The 411-nt window shown below is 45.0% G+C and carries 1 protein-coding gene; it reads right to left on the reverse strand.

What is annotated here, in order from left to right; genetic code table 11:
* Nucleotides 1-411: transposase (locus H5300_RS27110; protein WP_182797399.1), on the reverse strand; the 411-nt coding region annotated here is incomplete at both ends.

Here is a 411-nt window from a genome sequence, read left to right on the forward strand (position 1 = left end):
ATGCGATTCATAAGCGCGGTGCGTTCACGAACCCAATGCTCTCTCATTCTATGTACCGATAAGATGGCTTGTTGCTCGGGGGATTTTACGGGTACAAAGCGAGTTGATGGACGCTGAACAGCTTCGCATATGGCAACAGCATCATTAAGGTCGTTCTTTCCTTTAGTTCGATAAGGAATTACGTATTTAACGGCCATAATGCGGGCGTCGTGCCCAAGTTTATTGAGTGTTCTTGCCCAATAATGTGCACCACCACACGCTTCAACGCCTATACGCATGAGTGGCATATTTGCTATTGTAGTCAGTAGTTTAGAGCGAGTTACCGACTTATGAAGTATGACCTTACCATTTTGGTCTACGGCATGAAGACTGAAGTGGTTTTTAGCTAGGTCGATACCGCAGAAATAAGAA

This window comes from Vibrio sp. SG41-7, assembly GCF_014164465.1.
GTDB lineage: Bacteria > Pseudomonadota > Gammaproteobacteria > Enterobacterales > Vibrionaceae > Vibrio > Vibrio splendidus.